The organism is Pelagibius sp., assembly GCF_965249265.1.
In the GTDB taxonomy this organism is placed as follows: Bacteria; Pseudomonadota; Alphaproteobacteria; order Kiloniellales; family Kiloniellaceae; genus Pelagibius.
In genome coordinates, this window is record NZ_OZ252224.1 from 884,381 (window position 1) to 905,703 (window position 21,323).

At 63.3% G+C, this 21,323-nt stretch carries 21 protein-coding genes and 1 riboswitch; of the genes, 10 read left to right on the forward strand and 11 right to left on the reverse strand.

Translation table 11 applies throughout. The features are described from left to right. Positions 1–16 precede the first annotated feature (16 nt). From ACP146_RS04325 to ACP146_RS04340, 4 genes are all read left to right on the forward strand, one after another. Positions 17–1,423, forward strand: a complete 1,407-nt coding sequence (locus tag ACP146_RS04325; protein ID WP_422365535.1) for a phenylacetate--CoA ligase family protein — start codon at positions 17–19, stop codon at positions 1,421–1,423. A gap of 288 nt (positions 1,424–1,711) precedes the next feature. Further along, positions 1,712–2,803: a 3-deoxy-7-phosphoheptulonate synthase gene (locus ACP146_RS04330; RefSeq protein WP_422365536.1), complete on the forward strand. Its 1,092-nt coding sequence runs from the start codon at positions 1,712–1,714 to the stop codon at positions 2,801–2,803. A gap of 601 nt (positions 2,804–3,404) precedes the next feature. Next, positions 3,405–4,385 (forward strand): TAXI family TRAP transporter solute-binding subunit, encoded by a 981-nt coding sequence (locus ACP146_RS04335; protein ID WP_422365537.1) that lies wholly within the window; start codon positions 3,405–3,407, stop codon positions 4,383–4,385. Between the two features lie 143 nt (positions 4,386–4,528). Further along, on the forward strand, positions 4,529–6,766 hold the full coding sequence (locus ACP146_RS04340; RefSeq protein WP_422365538.1) for a TRAP transporter permease: 2,238 nt from the start codon (positions 4,529–4,531) through the stop codon (positions 6,764–6,766). Positions 6,767–6,870: 104 nt separating this feature from the next. On the opposite strand, the gene ACP146_RS04345 is transcribed toward ACP146_RS04340, so the two are convergent. Together ACP146_RS04345 and ACP146_RS04350 are read right to left on the reverse strand one after the other, a co-directional pair. Further along, positions 6,871–7,554, reverse strand: a complete 684-nt coding sequence (locus ACP146_RS04345) for an energy-coupling factor ABC transporter permease (protein ID WP_422365539.1) — start codon at positions 7,552–7,554, stop codon at positions 6,871–6,873. Positions 7,555–7,603: 49 nt separating this feature from the next. Further along, a riboswitch (cobalamin riboswitch) is annotated at positions 7,604–7,816 on the reverse strand. Positions 7,817–7,895: 79 nt separating this feature from the next. Next, entirely contained in the window at positions 7,896–8,111 is a 216-nt protein-coding gene (locus ACP146_RS04350) for a hypothetical protein (protein WP_422365540.1), read from the reverse strand. Between the two features lie 89 nt (positions 8,112–8,200). Here ACP146_RS04350 and ACP146_RS04355 point away from each other — a divergent pair, with 89 nt between their 5' ends. Further along, positions 8,201–9,145 carry an AEC family transporter gene (locus ACP146_RS04355; RefSeq protein ID WP_422365541.1) on the forward strand — a complete coding sequence of 315 codons (945 nt, stop codon included), beginning with the start codon at positions 8,201–8,203 and terminating at the stop codon, positions 9,143–9,145. A gap of 217 nt (positions 9,146–9,362) precedes the next feature. Further along, positions 9,363–10,310 (forward strand): IS630 family transposase, encoded by a 948-nt coding sequence (locus tag ACP146_RS04360; protein ID WP_422365542.1) that lies wholly within the window; start codon positions 9,363–9,365, stop codon positions 10,308–10,310. A gap of 6 nt (positions 10,311–10,316) precedes the next feature. Here the strand turns inward: ACP146_RS04360 and ACP146_RS04365 are convergent, their stop codons facing one another. Together ACP146_RS04365 and ACP146_RS04370 are read right to left on the reverse strand one after the other, a co-directional pair. Then, positions 10,317–10,814: a hypothetical protein gene (locus ACP146_RS04365; RefSeq protein WP_422365543.1), complete on the reverse strand. Its 498-nt coding sequence runs from the start codon at positions 10,812–10,814 to the stop codon at positions 10,317–10,319. Between the two features lie 27 nt (positions 10,815–10,841). Next, positions 10,842–11,240: a DUF6152 family protein gene (locus tag ACP146_RS04370; RefSeq protein ID WP_422365544.1), complete on the reverse strand. Its 399-nt coding sequence runs from the start codon at positions 11,238–11,240 to the stop codon at positions 10,842–10,844. A gap of 894 nt (positions 11,241–12,134) precedes the next feature. Between ACP146_RS04370 and ACP146_RS04375 the strand changes: the two genes are divergently transcribed. Genes ACP146_RS04375 through ACP146_RS04385 form a run of 3 tightly spaced genes read left to right on the forward strand, consistent with a single transcriptional unit; the run spans position 12,135 to position 14,712 of the window. After that, positions 12,135–13,427 (forward strand): O-acetylhomoserine aminocarboxypropyltransferase, encoded by a 1,293-nt coding sequence (locus ACP146_RS04375; protein ID WP_422365545.1) that lies wholly within the window; start codon positions 12,135–12,137, stop codon positions 13,425–13,427. A 52-nt stretch (positions 13,428–13,479) separates the two neighbouring features. Next, on the forward strand, positions 13,480–14,268 hold the full coding sequence (locus tag ACP146_RS04380; RefSeq protein WP_422365546.1) for an alpha/beta fold hydrolase: 789 nt from the start codon (positions 13,480–13,482) through the stop codon (positions 14,266–14,268). 9 nt (positions 14,269–14,277) lie between these two features. Beyond that, entirely contained in the window at positions 14,278–14,712 is a 435-nt protein-coding gene (locus tag ACP146_RS04385; RefSeq protein ID WP_422365547.1) for an acyl-CoA thioesterase, read from the forward strand. 64 nt (positions 14,713–14,776) lie between these two features. On the opposite strand, the gene ACP146_RS04390 is transcribed toward ACP146_RS04385, so the two are convergent. The 7 genes from ACP146_RS04390 to ACP146_RS04420 all read right to left on the reverse strand — a co-directional run bounded on the left by ACP146_RS04390 (position 14,777) and on the right by ACP146_RS04420 (position 20,455). After that, positions 14,777–16,132, reverse strand: a complete 1,356-nt coding sequence (locus tag ACP146_RS04390; protein WP_422364713.1) for an IS4 family transposase — start codon at positions 16,130–16,132, stop codon at positions 14,777–14,779. Positions 16,133–16,324: 192 nt separating this feature from the next. Then, a complete protein-coding gene (locus tag ACP146_RS04395; protein ID WP_422365548.1) occupies positions 16,325–17,125 on the reverse strand; it encodes an ABC transporter permease in 801 nt (266 codons plus the stop codon). Further along, positions 17,122–17,733, reverse strand: coding sequence for an ABC transporter ATP-binding protein (locus ACP146_RS04400; RefSeq protein ID WP_422365549.1), 612 nt, complete (start codon positions 17,731–17,733; stop codon positions 17,122–17,124). Before ACP146_RS04400 ends, ACP146_RS04395 begins: the two co-directional genes overlap by 4 nt. Before the next feature lie 41 nt (positions 17,734–17,774). After that, on the reverse strand, positions 17,775–18,503 hold the full coding sequence (locus ACP146_RS04405; RefSeq protein ID WP_422365550.1) for a TPM domain-containing protein: 729 nt from the start codon (positions 18,501–18,503) through the stop codon (positions 17,775–17,777). Continuing rightward, positions 18,406–19,185 (reverse strand): TPM domain-containing protein, encoded by a 780-nt coding sequence (locus ACP146_RS04410; protein ID WP_422365551.1) that lies wholly within the window; start codon positions 19,183–19,185, stop codon positions 18,406–18,408. The genes ACP146_RS04405 and ACP146_RS04410 overlap by 98 nt, the downstream gene beginning before the upstream one ends. 9 nt (positions 19,186–19,194) lie before the next feature. Beyond that, positions 19,195–19,797 carry a LemA family protein gene (locus ACP146_RS04415; protein WP_422365552.1) on the reverse strand — a complete coding sequence of 201 codons (603 nt, stop codon included), beginning with the start codon at positions 19,795–19,797 and terminating at the stop codon, positions 19,195–19,197. A gap of 202 nt (positions 19,798–19,999) precedes the next feature. Continuing rightward, a complete protein-coding gene (locus ACP146_RS04420; RefSeq protein WP_422365553.1) occupies positions 20,000–20,455 on the reverse strand; it encodes an Hsp20 family protein in 456 nt (151 codons plus the stop codon). A 333-nt stretch (positions 20,456–20,788) separates the two neighbouring features. On the opposite strand from ACP146_RS04420, the gene ACP146_RS04425 reads away from it, so the two are divergent. After that, positions 20,789–21,211 (forward strand): DUF1465 family protein, encoded by a 423-nt coding sequence (locus tag ACP146_RS04425; RefSeq protein WP_422365554.1) that lies wholly within the window; start codon positions 20,789–20,791, stop codon positions 21,209–21,211. Positions 21,212–21,323: the final 112 nt, after the last annotated feature.

Sequence of the window (21,323 nt, forward strand, 5' to 3'; positions counted from 1 at the left end):
GGGAGGGGGCGGCGTCTTGGCGACGACTAAAGAAATTGAACAGGAAGAACAGCGGCGCTGGAAACCCCTGCCCGAGTGGTCAGCAGTGAAATGGCACGATGGCTTGGTGACGCGCGAGTTTGTCACGCAGGAACAAGAGGAAGCTCTAGAGGCCAACGCCATACACGCAGTCGCCAGGTTTGTTGCTGAGCAGGTGCCCTACTATCAGGACTTGTTCAAACGGCTTGGGATAAGCGCCGACGATATTCGTCGGCCTGAGGACCTCTTGAAGCTGCCGGTTCTGACTCGATCGGATGTTCAAGAGCACAAGGCATCTTTATGCGCGCGAGCCCTTCCAGAAGGGCAGCGCGTTGCCTCAATGGTCAAGACTTCGGGCAGCACCGGCCAACCGGTCGAGGTCTACCATTCCTCCCGCAGCGCGATGATGTTCCCCATACTGAAGCAGCGCCAAATGCGTTGGGCGCGGATCGACCCGATGGGGCGGATTGGCATGATCCGGCCGCCCAAGGACCTGCCGAGGGGCCCTGAGGGAGGTCTTCTCGAAGAAGGTGAAACCTGTGAACGCGACACCTGGTCTGTGCAGGTTGGACCGTACTTTCAGACCGGGCGCCTGGTCGGCTTTTCGAACAGAAATGACGTCGACCGGCAGGTGGACTGGGTGGAAGAACAGCGGCTCGACTATCTTCTTGGACATGCGGCGGAACTGGAACACCTGGCTTTCGGTTTTCAGGACCGTCAGCCTCCGGAGGGGCTTCGGGGAATTTTCGCTATCGCCCAGCAGCTTGCGCCGGAGATGCGGCAGCGGATCGAGAGGACCTTCTCGCTTGATGTGCAGGAGAATTATGGCTTCAACGAGATTGGGATCGTTGCGACCCGTTGCGTGGAAGGCGGGCGTTATCATGTGAATGCGGAACACTGTCTGGTCGAGATTGTCGATGATGACGGTTATCCCTGCGCGCCGGGTGAACGAGGACATGTCGTGACGACTACCCTGGTCAACGCGGCGATGCCGCTGATCCGCTATGATTCCGGCGATTTGGCCGAAGCGGTTGGCGGGCCCTGTCCCTGCGGGCGCAGTCTTCCTGCCTTTGGTGACATCCACGGGCGCTATCGGCGCCTGCTAGACCTGCCGTCCGATACCTTCAGATATTGGAACGCGCTGAGGACAGCCTTGGGAGATCTGCCCGAGAATCTCTCGAAACCGTTGCGCCAGTACCAGTTACACCAGTATCGGGACGGCAGCTACGAACTGCGTATTGTGACCGCCGGTGCCCTCCCGGCCGCCTTCTCAGAGCGTGTTCAAGCCGTTTGGGCCGCCGCTGCAAGCGATCCACCGTCATTGGCAATACGGGTTGTTGATGAGATCCCGCGGCCTCGCGGCGGCAAGTTTCAGGATTTTACCTCCGATTTCTCGCCAACTTGAAAACACGCTGGGCTAAGCGAAACGGCTCCTTGCTTAGCCGCCGCAACCTGGAATCCATGTTCTTCACCGCAAAAAAAAGCAGGTGACAGGGCAGGCGAGGCCGTGTATTCGAAAAGGCATGACTAACCCGTTCGCCACGTTTTGGTACTTTTTTAGCTATCCGGGCCTTCAGGCGGACGGAGGGGAACGTATGGTCTGAATTCAGCAGATCGACCAAGAACCGAAGCAACCGCCAGCGCTCTGGCGGTTTTTTTGTGGCCGCCGGGGGCGAAACAAAGGAACCCGACGATGCCAAATCTGGCCCCAAGACTGACAGATGACCTTAGAATTCGCGAGATACGCGAGCTGGTTTCACCAGAGACCCTCCTGAGCGAAACCCCCCTGACCAAGACTGCCGCCGGGACGGCGCGTTCCGCCCGTGCCGCGATCCACCGGATCCTTAAGGGCGATGACGACCGCCTGCTGGTGGTTGTGGGCCCCTGTTCGATCCATGACCCGGTGGCGGCAATGGACTACGCACGCCGCCTGGCTGGCCTGCGCCATGCCCTGGCCGACCGGCTGGAAGTGGTGATGCGTGTCTACTTCGCCAAACCGCGCACCACCGTCGGCTGGAAGGGCCTGATCAACGATCCGCACCTCGACGGTTCTTTCGACATCAATACCGGCCTGCGGCGGGCGCGAAAGCTGCTGGCGGAAATCAACGAACTGGGCGTTCCGGTCGGTTGCGAATTCCTGGATGCCACGGTGCCGCAGTACATTGCCGATCTGGTCGGCTGGGCCGCCATCGGCGCCCGCACGACGGAAAGCCAGGTTCACCGGGAACTGGCCTCTGGCCTTTCCTGCCCGGTCGGTTTCAAGAACAGCACCTCGGGCGATGTGCAGATCGCCATCGATGCCGTCCACTCAGCCGCCCATCCGCATCATTTCATGGCGGTCACCAAGAACGGCCGTGCGGCGATTGCGGCGACGCAGGGCAACCCCGATTGCCACATCATCCTGCGCGGCGGCGTCCGACCGAACTACGACGCCGCCTCCGTCGAGGCCGCCTGCCGCGCGGCCGAAGCCTCCGGCCTGCGGGGCCACGTTATGATCGATACCAGCCACGCCAACAGCGGCAAGAAGCCGGAAAACCAGCCGCTGGTGGCGGCCGATGTCGCTGCCCAGATTGCCGCTGGCGACGGGCGCATCACCGGGCTTTTGATCGAAAGCAATCTGGTCGCCGGGCGCCAGGACCTGAATGCAAGGCCGCTGACCTATGGTCAATCGGTTACGGACGGCTGTATCGACTGGGATACCTCGGTCAGGGTTCTTGAGAATCTAGCCGATGCAGTGGGGGCCCGTCGCCGGACCGTTGCCGGGCGGCTCGCGCTTGCTGTGTAGGGTTCTACCCATGTTTTCCTGGCGCTGGGTAGCGCTCGACACAGGCGGCAAGGTCTCGCATTGACCTCGGCACGCTACCGAGCCAGTCTAATCAATAGCTTAGTCTACAACGGCCGAAAGTCAGGAGAATTGGCATGGCTGTTGCTAAACGATCAGCAGCGTAGCCATGCCGGAGCGCAGAATTCTGGTGTGCGCACGATAAAAAAACGGGAGGAAACCAGTGAAGACATGTTTGATTGCCATGGCGGGCGCCGTGGCTTCCCACTTGATCGTGTGTGCCGGGCCGATCCCATCCTAGAGCGCAAAGATGAGCCTTGCAGGGCGATCATCGCAAGTTCGGGGAAGAGAGGCGAGGCAACTGCGCCGCCGCGGGCAGAACACTGTCATGGGATGATGGCTGTGCGGCCTTCTTCAAAACACCTTGAATGAAAAGGTCTCCGGAGGCTTGCCGAGTTCTGGCATCTTCTCCACTTGGGGGAGAACGTCGGCTGCAAACGCAGTTCGTCTTGAATTCTGAAGCCGGAAACCTAAAACATAAGCCGATTGTATCAATCACAACGCTCAGCTTACAGGCCGAGCAAACCAGTACAGGGAGTTGAAAATGAAATTCACGGTAATCACCGGCGCTGCCGTCGCCATGGCCCTCACTGCAACGACGGCCTTTGCCCAGGACCGTGCAGGCTGGCCAGAGAGCTTTACCGTTGGTACGGCCTCGCAAGGCGGGACGTACTTCGCCTACGGTTCGGGCTGGGCCAACCTCGTCGCGGAAGAGCTGGGCATTTCCGGCGGTGGCGAGGTCACGGGCGGCCCCATGCAGAACATGGCCTTGGTTCACACCGGCGACGCGGCCTTCGGCATGACGACAATGGGTCCTGCGGCGGAGTCGATCCAGGGTACGAACCCGATCGCCCCGGGCCTGCAGATGACCAACGCCTGTGCCATGTTCCCGATGTATCAGACACCGTTTTCGATCACCGCTCTGTCGTCGTCCGGCATCTCCTCCGTCGAGGACATTCCCGACGGCGCGCGCATTGGTTTCGGCCCCGCGGGTTCGACGTCTGACACTTACTTCCCGCGTATGATGGAGACCCTCGGCGTCAACTTCGACCGTCGCAACGGCGGCTGGTCGGATCTGGGCGGCCAGCTTCAGGACGGCCTGCTTGATGTGATTGCCTTTGCCGCCGGCGTGCCGGTACCGGCGGTCAGCCAGCTTGAAGTGCAGACCGACGTGAACATCATCGAGTTTACGGCGGAGGAACAGTCAAAAATCCTTGAGACCTTCCCCGTGTCCTCCTTTGACATTGCGGCCGACACCTACACCACCTTGAACAAGGACGCACGGTCGGTCTCCATGTGGAACTTCGCGATTGCCAACTGCGACCTGCCGGAAGACTTTGTCTATGCCGTGGTCGATGTGGTGATGTCCGACAACGACAGGATGGTCACCATCCACCGTGCCGCCCGCTCCACCCTGCCCGAGAACTGGGACAAGAACGAGGTCATGAAATGGCACCCGGGTGCGGCCAAGTGGTTCAACGAGAATGGCGCCTCAATCGCCGGTGAAATGGTCCATGGCGGCTAAGCCGGCTGCCTGGTAGCGGAAAATGGGCCGCCTCGCTCTGAGCGAGGCGGCCCTCTTCTTTAGCCGTGACCTTATGCGGGCAATAAACGTTAGTATGCTGGAATCGTGCTGGCAGACTAACGATAAGAAAAGGGGAGGGTGCCGTGACGAATCAAACTGAAACTGAGAGCCCAATCACTGTCGAAGGGGTCGACGAGGAGCCGGTCGAGAGTAACCGGCGACTGTTTGAGGGGCGAGCACATCTCATCGTCGCTGCTTTGGCTGCCGTTTATGCAGGCTTCCACATGGCCGCTTTGAACGGTTTGTCTCTCAGCGCCATGACCGGTGGTTTGGTGGATTTGCCCTTCCTTCCCGTCTTCCCTATGGAAACCTGGAACTTCCGCATTGTGCATATCGCCGGGGCGCTGGGTCTTGGTTTCATACTCTTTTCGTCGCGGAACTTCGCCAGCGGCCCTGCGAACGAAACCCGGTTGCTGGACTACCTGTCTTATGTGCTGATTCTTCCGGCGCTCTTCGCGCTTGCCATGGCGCTGTCCTTCGCTGTCGATATCGCCGGCGGCGTCATGTGGAACGGCATTGATGAAGGGATAAAGTTCAAAGAGATCTGGCTCTTCGGCCTACCGCTTTTGCTGTCGACGGTTGGGGCCGTGCTGCTCTCCTGGGCCGACCGGCGCGAGCGCAGCCACTTTGCCTTTCCGGATATCGTTCTGGCGGTCTGCGGGGTGGCCGTGGCGACCTACCTGATTGCGATCTACGGCACCTTGATGCGCAATTCCACGGGAACGCCCTTTGCACCCATCGGCATCTCTATTGCGGCGGTTGCGGGCACGATCCTGATCATGGAACTGACCCGCCGTGTCGCCGGACTGGCGCTTGTCATCATCGCCGGCATCTTTCTGGTTTACGTCTTTACCGGACAGTACCTGCCCGGCTTTCTCAGTGCGCCGGCGATCACCTGGCAGCGGTTCTTCAGCCAGGTTTACACCGACGCCGGCATTCTTGGACCGACGACCGCCGTCTCTTCGACTTACATCATTCTGTTCATCATCTTCGCCGCATTTCTCCAGGCCTCCAAGGTCGGCGCCTATTTCGTCAACTTTGCCTTTGCGGCGGCTGGCCGGGCGCGTGGCGGTCCGGCCAAGGTGGCGATCTTTGCCAGCGGCCTGATGGGTATGATCAACGGCACGTCGGCCGGCAACGTGGTCGCCACCGGCTCCCTTACCATCCCGCTGATGAAGAAGGTCGGCTATCACCGCAAAACCGCCGGCGCCATCGAGGCTGCGGCCTCCACCGGCGGACAGATCATGCCCCCCATCATGGGTGCCGGCGCCTTCATCATGGCGGAGATCACCGGTATTCCTTACACCGACATCGCGGTCGCGGCGATCATTCCGGCGATCCTCTACTTCGTGTCGATCTACTTCATGGTTGATTTCGAGGCGGCGAAGCTCGGTATGCGGGGGATGCGCGACGACGAGCTGCCGAAGCTGCGCGAGATGATGCGGCGTGTCTTCCTTTTCCTGCCGATCATCATCCTGATCGCAGCGCTGTTCATGGGCTATTCGGTTATCCGCGCCGGTACCCTGGCAACGGCTGCCGCCGCAGTGGTGAGCTGGCTTACCCCCTATCGCATGGGGCCGCGTTCCATCGCCAAGGCGTTCGAGATTGCCGGTATCATGTCGGTGCAGATCATCGCCGTCTGCGCCTGCGCCGGTATTATCGTCGGGGTTATCTCTCTGACCGGCGTCGGTGCGCGCTTCTCAAACCTGCTGCTGGGGCTTGCCGAGGCATCGCAGCTCCTGGCGTTGTTCTTCGCCATGTGCATAGCTATCCTGCTCGGCATGGGCATGCCGACAACCGCTGCTTACGCGGTGGCCGCATCGGTTGTGGCACCCGGACTGATCGAACTGGGCATCCCGGCCCTGACGGCCCACTTCTTCGTCTTCTACTTCGCGGTCGTTTCCGCGATAACGCCGCCGGTCGCCCTGGCATCCTATGCCGCCGCCGGTATCTCCGGCGCCAACCCGATGGAGACCTCGGTCGCCTCGTTTAAGATCGGCATTGCCGCTTTTATCGTACCCTTCATGTTCTTCTACAACTCGGCGATCCTGATGGAGGGGGGTACCTTTGAAATCGGGCGGGCGCTGATAACGGCGGTGTTCGGCGTTTTCCTGCTGTCGGCCGGAGTACAGGGGTGGTTTCTGGGTGCGCGCGCCGTCTGGTTCCTGCGCCTCGCCCTGCTCCTTGCGGCGCTCTTCATGATCGAGGGCGGGATTCTGTCCGACATAATCGGCGTCGGCCTGGCCGCCGCGGCCCTGTTTATTCAGCGGGTCATCAAACCGACGCCGGGCGCTGTGCTGCCCGTTCGCGGTCCGGATTGACGGGAGGACCGTTCGACCGCTCTGCTCTGGCCCGCTGCCGGGCCCCAGCGCTGGGGCCCGGCGTCGCCGGCTGCGGCGCGATGGTCGGCGTCAGGTCGCCCCGATCAGGTTGCTGGGTGATGCAGTCGGTTGTAGAGCAGACGGTTCTGGCTGAAAGGCGCCAGCGTCTTGGCGGCCGCCAGTACGGCAAGATCGGCCAGTGGTTCCAGCACGACCACCAGCATGTAGGCGCCGCTGAAAGAGGCAACCGCGGTGAGGTTCGCCGCGCCGAAGCCGCTGCCGTAGAAGGCCCAGAAGGCGACCCAGGCGACGATGCCGCCCTGATAGGCGGTGGAAAGCGCCAGCGCCTGCCAGTACTTCACCTCGACGTAGGGCGTCTGCGACGGAATGATCTTCTTGGCCAGAAGGCTCACTGCCCAGAGCGGGACGATCAGCGTGGTGATGTTGACGAAGTATTGCGGCAGATCCGCAGGGGCGAAAAGCACGCCCTGAAGCAGCAGGCCCGCCGCCAGGCCGATCGCTGCGGGACCGGCGCCGAAAATGAGATAGAGGGTCGAACCGAGAATGAAATGGACCTCTGACACGCCGACCGGATAATGCGGCAGCAGCTCGAAGAAACAGAAGACCAAGGCCGTCGTGAAGACGGAACGCAGTGCCAGCGCGGCGACGCCGCCGTCGCGGCGGATGGTATCCATGGCTAGCTTGGCGGCCAGCCCGAAGGAGGCCGCGGCGGTTGCGTAGCTGAGGACGATCTTGGCGCCGTCCACGACGCCGGGTTCGATGTGCATGATTGCTCCTTTCCGCACCCACCGTGCGGTTTGTTTTGATTTGGCGCGGAAGCGCCGGATTTTGATGGCAGGTCTCCTGGCTTGCGGTTGATCGCTTCACCCGCCTTCCCGGCCGCTATGGCCAGTGGCATTCCGGGTTTCGCTCGCCGCTCACAGTTGCGGGGGCAGCCACGGTCTTGGTCCCTGATGGGTACGCCTCACCGTGTTCCCTTTTCATCCGCCTTACGCTCGTATCGGCAGAACCATCGGGGAAAGATTCCGCCAAAAAAGGAATCACTGCAAGGTTTGTGTCGCTGCCCGGTTCACCTCAGGCCCCGGTTCACCTCAGGCCCCGGTCCGCCTCAGGCGCCGATGCGCCGGCGGCTGCGCCAGAACAGCAGCCAGCCGATTGGGCCCAGCAGCAGGACGAGGACCAGCCAGCCGACCCGCGGACCGAGGGGGCAACCGCTGCCCGGTGGTGGGCGCCAGCTGCCGGCGCGGCGCGACAGCACCACATGGGCGAGGGGCAGCAGATAGCCGAAACCGAGAATAAGCCAAGCCGTGAGTTTTGGATCCATGACTGCTATCTTGACCCATCGCGGGTCCCGGCTCCAGCCGGATCGGGCCGGACCGCGGGCGTTTCTGCAAGGATAGTTACCCTCCCGTCATGCAAAGCATTCTCGAAACGGTATTGCCGATCTTCGGCCTGATCCTCTGCGGCTACGTGGTCGGCCGCCGGGGCTGGATGAGCGAGGAGGCGATCAAGGGCCTCAACACCTTCGTTTTTTATCTGGCCATTCCGGCGCTGCTGTTCCGAGCCATGGCGCGCGGCCCCGGCCTGATCGAGATTTCCATCGTCGGCGCCTACATGAGCGCGATTTTGGTGACTTTCGTGCTGGCGCTTCTCGTCTCCGGCCTGCTGTTCCGCACCAACTTGGCGGAGCGGGCGCTTTTCGGCATGGGATCGACCTTCTCGAACACCGTGCTGCTCGGCATTCCGCTGATCTTCACCGCTCTCGGCGACGCCGGCGGGGTGCAGTTGATGCTGATCATCACCTTTCACTCCATCGTCATTTTCCCGGTCATCACGGTGCTGATCGAACTGGGCCTCGGCGCCGGCCAGGGCTGGCGCAGTCTGGCGGTCAACACGGTGAAGGCGCTGGCGGTGAACCCCATCATCCTGGCGCTGGTGGCGGGCATCGCCTACGGCGCTTCCGGCCTTGCGCTGCCGGGGCCGGTCGATCGTTTCGCGGTGCTGCTCGGCGCGGCGGCGGCGCCCTGCGCGCTCTTTGCCCTGGGGGCCACGCTCACCGCCTTTACCATTGCAGGCGACCTGAAGGAAACCCTGGCCATCGTCTTCATGAAGCTCTTCATCCATCCGGCGATCATGGCGGTCATGGCCTTCTACGTCTTCGACCTGACGCCGCTGGCTGCTGCGGTCGCCATCCTGACCGCGGCCATTCCCTCCGGCGCCAACGTCTTCATCATGGCCCGGCAGTACAACATCTATCTCGCCCGCTCGGCCTCCGCCGTGCTGATCTCCACGGCCCTGGCGGTGGTGACACTCTCGATCCTGTTGGCGGTTCTGAAGGCAGATCTTTTAGCCGTCTGATATCTTTCACGGTTTAACGGCACCGGTCCGCTCCCCCTCCCGACCACCCATAGGATACTGATGTTGGGTGGCCGGGAGGGGGAGCGGGCTGGAACCGCTTCGACGTAAGTCGAAAATGCGCCTAGAGCGTTTCACGCATTGATTGAATCGGAATGTGGGTTCCCAGGGGCGCGGATTTGTGATTCAAGCTTTCTACTGGAGTAGGAGGCCAGCATGCATGACGCGACCCTATTCGAATGACCTTCGTGAGCGCGCGATAGCGGCCCTGCAAGCAGGCGAGAGCTGTCGTGTGGTTGCCAAGAGGTTCGGTGTGGCAGTGTCTTCAGTGGTGAAGTGGCATCAGCGCTATCGGGCGACGGGTAGCGTTGCGCCAGGCAAGGTTGGCGGTCACCGTCGTCGGCTTCTGGAGCCGCATCGGGCGTTCATCGTGGAACGGATCGAGCAGACCCCGCACCTGACCCTGCACGGCTTGAAGGACGAGTTGGCCGCGCGCGGGGTCAAGGTCTCCCACAATGCGGTCTGGCTGTTCCTGCGCCGCGAGGGATTGCGCTTCAAAAAAACGCTGTTCGCTCTTGAGCAGACGCGCGTCGACATCGCCCGGCGGCGATGGCGCTGGAAGTCCTGGCAGAGCCGGCTCGATCCCCAGCGCCTCGTCTTCATCGATGAGACCTGGATCAAGACCAATATGGCGCCGCTGCGCGGTTGGGGACCAAAGGGCAAGCGCCTGCGCGGCTTTGCCCCGCAAGGCCGTTGGCGCACCATGACCTTCCTGGCGGCCCTCAGGTGCGATGGCCTGACCGCTCCTTGCGTCTTCGACGGCCCGATCAACGGCCAGGCATTTCGCGCCTACGTCGACCAGCTACTCCTGCCCACCTTGAGGCCCGGCGACATCGTCGTGATGGACAACCTCGGCAGCCACAAATCCAAGGCCGTCCGAGCCGCCATAAAGGCCGCCGGCGCACGGCTCTGGTTCCTGCCACCCTACTCGCCCGACCTCAACCCCATCGAGCAGGCCTTCGCCAAAATCAAACACTGGATGCGCCTTGCCCAACGCCGAAGCACCGATGACACCTGGCGCCACCTCGGCCAGCTCCTCGCAACCATCCAGGCACAGGAATGCGCCAACTACTTCCAAAACGCTGGATATGCTTCCGTCAAAACGTGAAACGCTCTAGATGTAAGCGAGGAAACGGCCGCAGAGGATGACGGCCAGCCAAAGCAGCAGAGAGAGGCCGCCGGCGAGCCTCAGCCGCGCGCTGTTCATGGCCATCTCCGGCACCTGGGCCAGGGTCCAGTCGGCGGCGCGGCGCAGCAACAGGGCGTTGGCGACAGCCGCCAGAATCAACAGCAGCTTCACCTGGAACAGCGGCGTGGCGGCATACTTGGCGGCACTGACCGAGAACAGCAGCAGCCCGGTGAAGAGGGAGAGACTCAGTCCCGAAACCGCCACCGGCAGCAGAATCCGGGCCAGCGGCCTGATCGGCTCGTCCCGCCACAAGCCGAGCAGGCGCAGGTCAAACGACAGGATCGCGCCGAACAGCAGCGCAAGGCCCAGGATGTGTCCGGCGTTGACCAGCGGATAGACCCAGCGCGAGGTCCGCAGTGCGGTCGGCAAGGCCATGTTCTGCAGCGCCGTCAGCGCTTCCGTGAGCGTTACCCCGAGTTCCATCCGGAGCCGGCCTTAACGGGCGTGGGCTCAGTCGCGGTCCGGGTAGAGGTCGTAGGTTTCGCCATCGATGATGACGCGCTCGGCCTTCACCCGCTTGTCTGCCGGATCGGCGGCGCGCTCGCCGGAGATCGTGACTTCGGTGCCGACCGCCAGCATCTCGTCCTTCAGACCGGCACGCTCGTTGCGCCAGGGCTGGCCGACCTCCACCGTCCAGATCTCGCCTTCCGCATCGACGGTCAGCACGCCGTGGGGGTTGCCGAGCTGTACGGTCTTTATGTAGCCGACCAGTTCGAAGTTTCCGCCCTCGGTCCAGCGCCAGCCGTGATGGGCGAGGGCTGCCGGTGCGCCCAGGATGGTGCTGCCCAAGGCAGCCGCAGCCAGGACCAGGCTGCTGTGGCTCAAAAACTTCCGCCGCGTCGTCATCATGTTCGTGCCTCCGTTCGGGTGTTGAGCCTCTGCGGCGGGTCCCGCCATGGCCTGTCTTTGGTTAACAGTTAGGGCTCACGCAGGCCCGGAACCAGCGCAAATTAACGCTCTTGGGTCGATTCGTTTTCTCTGCCGAGCGATGGCGATCTGGCCTAAAGGATTGATTTTCCGCCACTTTAAGTCTCTCTGAGGCCGATTGTTCAACCGGCAATGATATCGTTAACGCTTTTTTAGGAATTCGAGACTAATTTTAGACACAGACGGCCTGGCAAGCCCTCCCCGGGTCCTCCTGGGTCGTCTTTCGGATGTTTATCCGTTCCTTGTAACGCCTCCCTGTTAAACTTGCCGCCGGGTTCGCCCCGGCGGTTTTTCTTTGTGCCCGCTTTGGCCGGCATCAAGTGGCGTTGCGCGGCCCAGCCCACTCTCTGAAGCTTCGACGCTTAAGCTGTATTCAAGCGCCATCTTCTTCCATTAATTGTAGCTGGCATGAGCCGGTTCCCTGAAGTCGGATTCTGCCCGTCTCGACAGCAAACAAGCACCATCGATTGCGGACAGCCGAAGTATCGCGCAAGTCACGATTTGAGGGACTTTGCATCGGCGAAAGGGCTTTCTTTCAACGCGTTAATGATTCTCCGCTTGACCGTCAGGTGGACCCTGGTAGTGTTTGCGACGGCAAGTTGACAGGGTAGAACATAAACAAGGGGAGGGGCCACGATCCGTCTGGATCGAAGGCCCTCCTTCAATTTTGGGCCCTGGTTTTCGCCCCGCCGAATCTTCCACAAAACCAGTTTTTGAACGTCGCTTTCAGCGACGTTTTGCTGTGCCCGGCGAATTCTGGCTGCGTCGCTTCGGTCTGTTTGTGTAAGCTTCAGCGCAAACCAACGGAGGCCAGCCGTGGCGGACCCAAAGTTCCTGAAATTCGATACGCTTTCACTCCATGCCGGTCAGCAGCCAGACCCGGTGACCGGTGCCCGGGCAGTGCCGATCTACCAGACGACTTCTTACGTCTTCCGCGACACCGATCAGGCCGCCGCGCTGTTCAATCTGGAGCGGGCCGGCCATATCTACAGCCGTATTTCCAACCCCACGGTGGCGGTGCTGGAAGAACGCATTGCCGCCCTGGAACTGGGGGTCGGGGCCATCGGCACCGCCTCCGGCCATGCGGTGCTGCATCTGGCGGTTGCCACGTTGATGGGCCAGGGCGGGCATATCGTGGCCTCGTCGTCGCTCTACGGCGGCTCGATCAACCTCTTCACCCATACCCTGCCGCGTTTCGGGATCACCACGACCTTCGTCAATCCCCGCGATGTCGGGGCCTTTCGCGACGCCATCCGCCCGGAAACCCGGCTGGTTTTTGCCGAGGGCCTGGGCAATCCGGGCCTGGAGGTGCTGGACATTCCAGCGGTGGCCGAGGTCGCCCATGCCGCCGGCCTGCCGCTGATGATCGACAGCACGTTCGCCACGCCCTACCTCTGCCGGCCCGTCGAACTGGGCGCCGATCTGGTCATGCACTCGGCCACCAAGTGGCTCGGCGGCCACGGCCTCGCGCTTGGCGGTCTGCTGGTCGACGGCGGGCGTTTCGATTGGGAGGCGAGCGGGCGCTTCGACACCCTGACCGAACCCTACGAGGGCTATCACGGCATCGACTTTGCCGAGGAGTTCGGTCCCCAGGCCTTTTCCATGCGGGCGCGGGCCGAGGGCCTGCGCGACTTCGGTGCGGCGATGAGCCCGCAAAACGCCTTTTACATCCTGCAAGGCGTTGAGACGCTGCCGCTGCGTATGGAGCGGCACATGGCCAACACTCACAAGGTGCTGGATTACCTGCAGCGCGAGGAAGCGGTCTCCTGGGTCATTCACCCCGACCTGCCGGAGCATCCCGACCATGCCCTCGGCCAGCGGCTCATGTCCAAGGGCTGCGGCTCCATCGTTTCCTTCGGGGTGAAGGGCGGGCGCCCGGCCGGCGCGAAGTTCATCGAGGCCTGCCAGCTCTCCTCACACCTCGCCAACGTTGGCGATGCCAAGACGCTGGTGATCCACCCAGCCAGCACCACCCACCAGCAGATGAGCGTGGAACAGCTTGCCACCGCCGGGGTGGGGGAGGATATGATCCGACTCTCCGTCGGTCTGGAAGATGCCGACGACATCATCGGCGATCTGCGCCAGGCGCTCCGTACTTCGCAAAAGTAGGGGGCTTCCCAAAAAGACTGAGTGCCACGGCTCTACGGACGGACAAGGCTTTATGGAACTGACGGTAAACGGTGCGCGGGTCTATGCCGCGACCGGCGGGCGCAACTTCGATCCGGATCTGCCGGTCATCGTTTTCCTGCACGGCGCAGGCCTCGACCATACGGTCTGGGCTTTGCCGGCGCGCTACTTCGCCCATCACGATTGTTCGGTGCTGGCGGTCGACCTGCCCGGCCACGGGCGTTCGGAGGGGGCACCCTTGACCTCTATCGAGGCCATGGCTGACTGGGTGGTGAAACTGCTGGACGAAGCGGCGCTCGGCCGCGCCGCCCTGGCCGGCCATTCCATGGGCGCGCTGGCGGCGCTGGACTGTGCCGGACGGCACGGCGACCGCGTGCGCGCCGTCGCCCTGATGGGGGCGGCGCCCAAGATGCCGGTGCACCCGGACCTGCTGGCGGCGGCCGAGGCCAACGACCCGCTGGCCTTTGAACTCATGACCTCCTGGGGGTTCGGACCCAGCGGTCACTTCGGCGGCGCGCGCATGCCGGGCAGTTGGATGATGGGCGGCGGCGAGCGCTTGTTGCAGCGTATCCCCGACGGCGTGCTCCATGCCGATCTCTCGGCCTGCAACGCCTATCAGGGCGCCATGGCGGCCGCGGAGAATGTCACCTGTCCGCTGCTCATCGTCATGGGCGACCAGGATAAGATGACCCCGGCCCGCGCCGGCGCCAAGTTGGTTGCCGCCATCGCGGGCGCGCAGCAGGTCACCATCCCCGCCTGCGGCCACATGATGCTGGCCGAAAAGCCGGACGAAAGTCTCGATGCCCTGAAGACCATTCTGTGACCGGATAAGATGACCGAAAGCACGCCCGCCACCCGTGCGGACTATCCCCACGCCTTGACCATCCCGACGCGCTGGATGGACAACGACATCTACGGCCATGTGAACAATGTGGTCTACTATTCCTACTTCGACACCGTGATCAACGACTACCTGATCCGCGAGGGCGGGCTGGACATCCACGACGGCCAGGTGATCGGCGTCTGCGCCGAAAGCGCCTGCCAGTATAAGGCCGCCTTTGCTTTCCCAGAGGCGGTGGAAGCGGGCCTGCGTGTCGCGCATCTCGGCAACCGCGCGGTGCGCTACGAAATCGCCCTGTTCAAGGAAGGCCGGGAGGAGGCCGCGGCGACCGGCAGCTTCGTCCACGTCTTTGTCGAGCGCGCCACCATGAAGGCGGTGCCGATCCCCGAAGGCCTGCGCGCGGCGCTGGAGAAGCTGCAGGCATAGTTTTTCGTGTTTGCCCTTCGGGCTCCCCCTCACCCCGGCCCTCTCCCGCGAGGGGCTATGGGATTCACACATTTTCGATGTTTGTTGCGAGTGCGAATCCGGTGAGTTGTGCTGCGAGGGTTTGCCAACCGGTTTTCATGGTCTTTGGTCCGGGCGGTTTGTAGTAGCAGTTCCATCCGCCGAGGCGGGCGCAGACCCAGGCGAGGAACGCGAGGCTGTCGGCTGGATGCGGATTTTTCTGGCGCTCGGTGTTGCCTTCGAGCGTCTTGGAGATCGCCTGGAGTGCGGGCAGAAAGCCGGCGTCGAGGGCGTCCGTCGCCGGTCGGCGCGAGCCGTCGCGGGCATCGACCAGTTGCATGATGCGGGCCGCCGCGCCGAGCGCCATGGCGGCGAACTTCATCAGCCGCCCGGCATCGTGCATCTGGGTTTCGTCGAAGCGCAGGCCGTCGCTCTTGCAGGTTCGGAACAGCTGCTCGATGCGCCAGCGCAGGCGGTAGAGCTGAACCGCACGCTGCGGCGCGATGTCCGCCGACGACAGCAGACGCCAGTGCAGCGCCGCCTTGCCCGCCGGCGGATCGGGCTCGCGCGCTTCGACGACGGTCATCTCGACCATCTCTGCGGCATGCGCCTTCTTCAGCCTCGAGGGGCGGACGATCCGCACACGGCGTGCCCGCAGTTCCACCGTGGCCTCGCGGCCCTTGTCGCCCGGCCCACGCGGGCCGACCTTCACGACAGACCGGCCTTGCGCAGGTTCCGCCGCCAGTGCCTCGAACAGGCGGCGGCCATCCGCCCCGTCTGCTTCGTTCTCCCCGTCCGCCAAGCCACGGTCGTGGCGCGCCCGCACCACAAGCTCCACGCCCTCGGGCTTGCCGGCAAACAGCGTGTAGACGTCGCTTTCCCGGTCGGCCACCACGGTTACGCTGGCGGCGCCGGCCAAACCCTCGCCGGCGCAGCGCGCCCCGGACAGCCAGCGACCGCTCTCCTTGTCCGAAGGCGCACGCCGCCGACGATCGCCCGCCTTGACCGGCGGCCGGGTCCAGATCTCGGCCCCCACAAGGCCAAGCACCGCCTCGTCCTCGGCGTCCACCGCAAGCAGCGGGTGCAGGAAAAAGGCCGGGCTCGTGCCATCCGCCCCGCATCCAAAACCCCGGCGGTTGGCCGCGCGGTTCTTGAAGTTGATCTCGCTCGTATCCTGGATGCAGATCACATGCCGACCCGCGCACACCGCCGCCGTCCGGGCCGCAAGGCCGGACAGGATCGCCGCAACGCTGGAATGCGGCGAAGACAAAAACCGGTGGCACGCCATCTCACCAGCCCGGTCACCACCAACCTTGCGCAATACGCAACTGCCGCTCGACACCAACTGGTCCATCATCCATTCCGACCGACCCGCAACACGCACGTCTCCAAACCCAGCCATCCAGATCCCCCAAAAAAACCTGGATTGCTTGAATCACATCATCGCCTCAAAGAGAAGCAATTCCGTGAATGCCGTAGCCCACGGAGGGGAGAGGGGGAATTAAAAAGAGGGTCGTTTCTAAGACCCTCTCCCCTCGTGGGAGAGGGAGGGTGAGGGGGCTTGCCGCGTAAGCGGCAAAAGAAGGGGTCTTCCTTACTCCGCCGCCAGCCGGTCGAGCCGCAGCCGGTCGCGGCTGTCGGTGAGGCGGTAGAGGCCGACAAAGACGGCGGTGACGGCGCCCAGGGTGGTGCCACCGGCGATCAGGAACATGATCATCAGCTGGTATTTCACCGCCTCCATGGGCTCGACGCCGGCAAGAATCTGACCGGTCATCATGCCGGGCAGGGACACCAGGCCGGTGGCGGCCAGCGCGTTGATGATCGGCATCAGGGCGGTGGTCAGCGCCTGGCGGGTGATTGGCAGCATGGCGGCGCGCCGTGTCGCGCCGAGGCAGAGCTGCGCTTCGATCCCCGCACGCTGCTGACGCGCACCTTCGGTCAGGCGCTGGAGGCCGAGGGCGATTCCGGTCATGGTGTTGCCGAGGATCATACCCAGCAGCGGCAGGGCATAGCGCGGATCGTACCAGGGCTCCGGCTGCACCTGGGTGGTGAGCGCAAAGAGGGTCACGAGCGTGGCGGCCATCAGCATAGCCGATGTGCCGATGCCATAGGCCCAGAGCTTCTGGAATCCGCGTTCCTGGCGCGCCATGATTTCGCGTCCCGCAAAGAGGATCATGGCCAGCGCTGCCAGGCCGGTCCACCAGGGCGAAACCAGTTGAAAGAGCTTGGTCAGCACGAGGCCGACAAGGAAGAGCTGCAACACACAGCGCAGTCCGGCCAGCGCAAGACTGCGTTCGATCCTGAGCTGCAGTGCCAGAGACAGGCCGGCGACGGCGAGCAGCAGGAGCGCGGAAAGGCCGAGATCCAGATACTCGAGACGGATGTAGTCGGTCATTGCGCGTCTTCCTGCAAGGCTTCGCGCAGGCGCCCGCGGTCGATCCAGAAACGGCGCGTTGCCACCCTTTCCGCCTGACGCCGGTCGTGGGTAACCCAGAGCAGCGCCAGACCGTGGTTCTGCTGTTCCTTCAAAAGGGTTTCGACGGCCGCGGTTGCCTCTTCGTCCAGCGGGCCGGTCGGCTCGTCGAGCAGCAGAACTTTCGGTTTTCTTTCGATGGCGCGCAGCAAGGCCAGCCGCTGGCGCTCGCCGGTGGAGAGCTGCGGCACCGGCCGGTCGTCGACCCCCGCTTTCAGGTGCAGGCGCCCGGCGAGAGGCGCGAGGGCATCCCAATTCTGGAAGTGATCCTCCAGCCGGTCGGACCACCAGCCCGGCTCGGCGGGCAGGTAGCCGACCAGACGGCGCCAGCCCGGCCCGGACATCGCCCGCCGGTCCTTGCCGTCCAGCGTGACATCGCCGACGCAGGGGTCGAGGTCGGCCAGGGCGCGGAGCAACAGGGACTTGCCGGCGCCCGAGGGGCCGCTGAGCGCAACACTCTCCCCGGCGGCGAGCGAAAAGGACAGCGGCTCCAGACCGGGGCGGGAAAGCGCGTCGACCGACAGTGTCATGCGGCCGTCTTAGGGGAAGGGACCGAGTCCCGGCCAGCGGGCTAAATTTCGATCAGATGATCGGGCAGTTCGTTTTTGCTGGCGTGCGCACGGCCGGGTTCGGGAGGAAAGTTCTCGGCCAAGATGGTGCCGCAGGCCGCCACCGCCTGCTCGAAGCCTTCGGCCACCCGTTTCGCTTTTACGGCGACAACGAAGTCGGCGACGATGGCATCCCAGCGCTCTTGCGTCACTTTCTCGTTGATGCCTTTGTCGGCCAGAATCTCGACATAGCGCTCACCGACCGAGACGAAGATCAGGACGCCGCTACGGCCCTCTGTGTGATGCAGACCCAGATCGAGAAATTGCTCGCGGGCGGTGCGCGCGGCGCGGTGCTGTTTCACCTTGGCGGGGATCAGGCGCATTTTCAGGGCCGGCGAGCGCAAGGCGACGGCGAGTACGAGGAACAGCACCAGCTGAACGATGGAAACCAAAGCCAGCGGCCAGGCAAGCTGCAGCGCCAGCACCAGCGGCGGCACGGCAAGTGCAATCAGGCCTGCCCAGAGCAGGGGGATGTAGGGATAGGGGTCGCTTTCGCGGGCGATCACGGTGACCAGTTCGCCGCTGGTCTTCTGCTCGATGTCTTTGATTTGCGCTTGAAGCCGCTGCTTGTCGACCTTGCTCAGGAATGCCATGTCACCATCCTCCGGACGCGCCACCGCCACCGCCGCCGCCACTGCCGCCGCCGCCGCTGAAACCGCCTCCGCCGAAGCCGCCGCCCCCGAAGCCGCCACCGCCGGAATACCCGCGGCCCGAACGTCCTCTGTGGTAGCCGTCGCCGATGCCGCCGCCGTCGCCGAACTCCTCGCGGTAACGGATCAGCAGGATGATGGCAAAGACAATGAACAAGAACATCACCGGCGAGAATCGTTCCAGGAGGGGAATCTTTTTGGGCAAGGGGTCGTAGCTGCCGTCGATGGCGGCAAGGATGGCATTCACCCCGGCTGTGATTCCGCCGGCGAAGTCGTTGTTGCGGAACGCGGGCAGGATCTCCCGCTCGATGATCATCTTGGCGATGGCGTCGGGCAGTTCCCCTTCGAGACCATAGCCGACCTCGATGCGCACCTTGCGTTCATTGGGCGCCGCGATCAGCAGCGCGCCGTTGTTGCGTCCTGCCTGTCCAATGCCCCATTGGCGGAGGAGTTGGTAGCCGAATTCTTCGATCGTAGTGCCTTGCAGCGAAGGAAGGGTAACCACCACGACCTGGTTGGAGGTTGCACTCTCGTGGTCCGCCAGGAGCTGGGTGAGGCGGCTTTCTGCGCCGGCGCCCAGCAGGTTGGCATCATCGACCACCCTGCCGCTGAGGACGGGGAAATCCAGTGCCGCCCGGGCCGGCAGAGAGACGAAGGCCAGCGCCAACAGCAGTAAGACAATGGCCTGAACCCGCAGGCCCGGAGAAGCCAGGAGCGCGCGCACCACGCCAGCCTAGTTGAACTTCACTTCTGGCGGCTCGGCCAGGGATTCAGGTTGGCTGAAGGTCTCGCGGAGATCCATGTCCGAGTAGAGCAGCGCGGCCCAGATACGGCCGGGGAAGGTGCGCAGTTCGGTGTTGTAGACCTGCACTGCCTGGATGTAGTCGCGCCGCGCCACGGCGATGCGATTCTCGGTACCTTCCAGTTGGGCCTGCAGGTTGAGAAAATTCTGGTTCGATTTCAGATCGGGGTAGCGCTCCACCACCAGAAGCAGCCGCGACAGTGCCTGGGTGAGAGCGCCCTGATTGGCTTCGAAAGCCTGAAAGGCCTGGGGGTTGGAGAGAATGTCGCTGGGGATCTGCATCTGGGTCGCCTTGGCCCGCGCCTCTACCACGGCGGTCAGGGTTTCCTGTTCCTGGGCGGCAAAGCCCTTCACAACCTCGACCAGATTGGGGATCAGATCGGCCCGGCGCTTGTACTGATTGTCGACCTGGGCCCAGGTGGCCTTCACCGCCTCGTCATAGGTCGGGATATCGTTGACACCGCAGGCGGCCAGCAGGGAAACCAGAATGCTGCAGGCCATAAAGCGGGGGAATAAGCGGCCAATCACATACATGCGTGGAAATTCCTCAAAAGGCTAATAAGCCGGAACCTATCACCCGATGGGTCGGAATTCTACCGCGCCGTCTGTGCCGGCCAGCCTCACCGCGGGCCGAGATTCCAAGCTCGATCGCGAGGGGCGGAAACAAAGACTGCCGGCCGGCGATCGCTCGCCGACCGGCAGGGCTGGAAGTTGGAGGTCTGTGCGGGAAGCCGCTTTAGGCCGCTTCGCTCTCGATCACCTTGGACTGGCCCGCGATCTTGATGGTGCGGGGCTTCTTGGCCTCCGGCACCTCGCGGAGCAACTCGACGGTCAAGAGACCGTTTTCGAGCCGGGCGCCGGCGACCTTGATGTAATCGGCCAGATCGAAGCGGCGCTCGAAGGCGCGGTTGGCGATGCCACGATGCAGATACTTGGTCTGCTCGTCTTCAACGGCGGCCTTTTTGCCGGTGATGGTCAGGGTGTTTTCCTTGGCCGTGACGTCGAGCTCGTCTTCGGAAAAGCCGGCGACGGCCATCACGATCCGATAGCTGTCCTCGTCGAGGCGCTCGATGTTGTAGGGCGGATAGCTGTAGGCGCTGTCATCCTGCCGGCTGGCCGAATCCAGGGCCGAAGCAAGGCGGTCGAAACCGACGGTGGCGCGATACAGGGGGGAAAGATCAAGACTACGCATGTCCATATTCTCCTTGTTGAGCAACATGGTTGGTCATTGGGTCCACCGGATGGTCGAACCCTCGTCATATGCCGCATTTCCGGGAAACCCTGCTGGAGGCGTAACCCCGCGACACCCCGTATATGGGGGGCCGGGAAACCGATTCAAGCCTTGCTCAGAGCCATGAATATGATATTATTCCTAGTTCATGTGGCGCCTTCCGGGACTTGCCGATCCCAAGGGATTGTTAAGCCGCAACGCGCTAAACTTCGGCGTCAACGCGAGGGAAACCGTGGCCTGACACCGGCTGCGGGGACTCGGCTTCGGGTAACGAAAAGCTGTAAGAGATCCGTTTTGAGCGATCAGACCGTCGCCTTTTTTGATTCGACCTTCGACGAGGCCTTGTCGCTGACCCGCGAGGCGCGGGATTACCTGACTCATCGCGAGCCCGCCGAGCGCAAGGACCTTACGCCGAAGGACCGCATGGCCGTGAGCTGCGAGACCATGCGCCTGACCTCCCGCCTGACCCAAATCATGGCCTGGCTGCTGGTGCAGAAAGCCGTCCATGCCGGGGAGATGACCCGCGCCGAGGCCACCGCGCCGGAGTTCCGGCTGGCCGGCAAGGAGGTCTGCGAAGAGACCATGCCGCCGGTGGAGGGGGCCACCCTGCAGCCGCGCCTCGTGGAGCTGCTGGATCGTTCCCACAAGCTCTATCAGCGGGTGGCGCGCCTCGATGCCATGCAGGACCAATCTCACCGCCCGGCGCTTCACCAGTAGCCCGGGACCGGTAGCGCAGTATCTGCGCCAGCCCGGCAAAACCGACCGAATACCGGCAAGACAAAAGGGCGGCCAAACAGCCGCCCTTCGTTTTCTTTCGAAACCTTAACCT